Annotated in this window: 2 protein-coding genes; both read right to left on the bottom strand. The window is 67.7% G+C overall.

All coding sequences use genetic code 11. The annotated features are described in order from the left end of the window. Positions 1 to 36: 36 nt before the first annotated feature. Entirely contained in the window at positions 37 to 954 is a 918-nt protein-coding gene (locus SPR02S_RS54735; RefSeq protein WP_019065507.1) for an IS3 family transposase, read from the bottom strand. Then, positions 951 to 1,259, bottom strand: a complete 309-nt coding sequence (locus SPR02S_RS54740) for a transposase (RefSeq protein ID WP_019065508.1) — start codon at positions 1,257 to 1,259, stop codon at positions 951 to 953. Before SPR02S_RS54740 ends, SPR02S_RS54735 begins: the two co-directional genes overlap by 4 nt. Positions 1,260 to 1,335: the final 76 nt, after the last annotated feature.

Here is a 1,335-nt window from a genome sequence, read left to right on the forward strand (position 1 = left end):
CGCAGTGAGGTTCCCCCGGCGTGCGGGAAGTGCTGATCAGCTGGTCAGGAGGGGGTGACGGGGTTTCAGGTTCGTTCGTTCGGCCGTGGCCCGGTCGGCGTAGTGCTTCTCCTCGAACTCGATCGGACTGAGGTAGCCGAGCCGTTTCTGGATGCGCCGGGAGTTATAGAACCCATCAATGTACTCGAACAGCGCCAGGTTCGCCTCGGCCCGGGTGGCGAAGACACGGCCGCGGATGCACTCCGTCTTGGTGATCATCCACAGGTTCTCCGCGAGGGCGTTGTCGTACGAGTCTCCGACCGAGCCCATGGATGCCTGAACTCCCGCTCGCAGCAGGCGAGTTGTGAGCTTGATCGACGTATATTGACAGCCGTGATCCGCGTGATGAATGAGCTGTCCGGGCTCGACCTCGCGGGACGCGAGGGCGTACTCGAGCGTGGACAGCACCAGGTCGGCGTCCGCGCGGGCGGAGGTCTCCCAGGCCACCACCCGGCGGGAGAACGCGTCCCGGATCGCGGACAGCCACAACGGGCCCTCGCCGGTCGCGATCATCGTCAGATCGGTGACCCACAGCCGGTTCGGCGCACTCGCGGTGAAGTCGCGCTGGACCAGGTCCGGGGCCAGGGTGGCCTTGGGGTCCCGGCGCGTGAAGCCCTTGCGACGTGGGCTGATGCCCGCGATGTCGGCCTCGCGCATCAGGCGCTCGACCCGCTTGCGGCCCACATGGACGCCCTCGCGCTTGAGCACGGCGTGCACACGCGGCGAGCCGTAGATCCCGCCCGAGTCGGCGTGGATCTCCTTGATCTGCTCGGTCAGTTCCGCGTCCCGGCGCACGCGTTCGCACGGCTCGCGCTCGGCACGACGCCAGCGGTAGTACGTGGAGGAGGCGATGGAGAGTTCCCGGAGTACGCACTCGACCCCCAGGTGCGGGTGCTCGTCAACGAGCGCCGTCACCTGGGCCGGGTCGGGTCGAGCTGCGCCGCGAAAAACGCCGAGGCCGTCCGCAGCACGTCGTTCGCCCGCTTGAGCTGGACGTTCTCCTTGCGCAGCGCGGCGAGCTCCGCCCGCTCGTCGGTGGTCAGCCGGTCGTCACGCTCGCCGGCGTCCGCCTCGGCCTGGCGGATCCAGCCGCGCAGGGCCTCGGGGTGCACACCGAGATCGACGGCGAGCTTCTTGATCTGCGGCTTCGGGTCGGATGCGCGGTACATCCGCACCGCACGCTCACGCAACTCCAGCGAGTATTTCCTGGGGGCGGCCATGGTCGATGTTCCTCTCATGAGAACCATCTGACCCTCTGTCAACACACTCCGCATCTCGGGGGAAGCTCACAGACGT

The sequence above is a fragment of the Streptomyces prunicolor NBRC 13075 genome (assembly GCF_000367365.1).
Taxonomy (GTDB): domain Bacteria; phylum Actinomycetota; class Actinomycetes; order Streptomycetales; family Streptomycetaceae; genus Streptomyces; species Streptomyces prunicolor.

Coding starts and splice junctions, on each gene's coding strand:
- SPR02S_RS54740 (WP_019065508.1), bottom strand. CDS start 1,259: ATGGCCGCCCCCAGGAAATACTCGCTGGAGTTGCGTGAGCGTGCGGTG.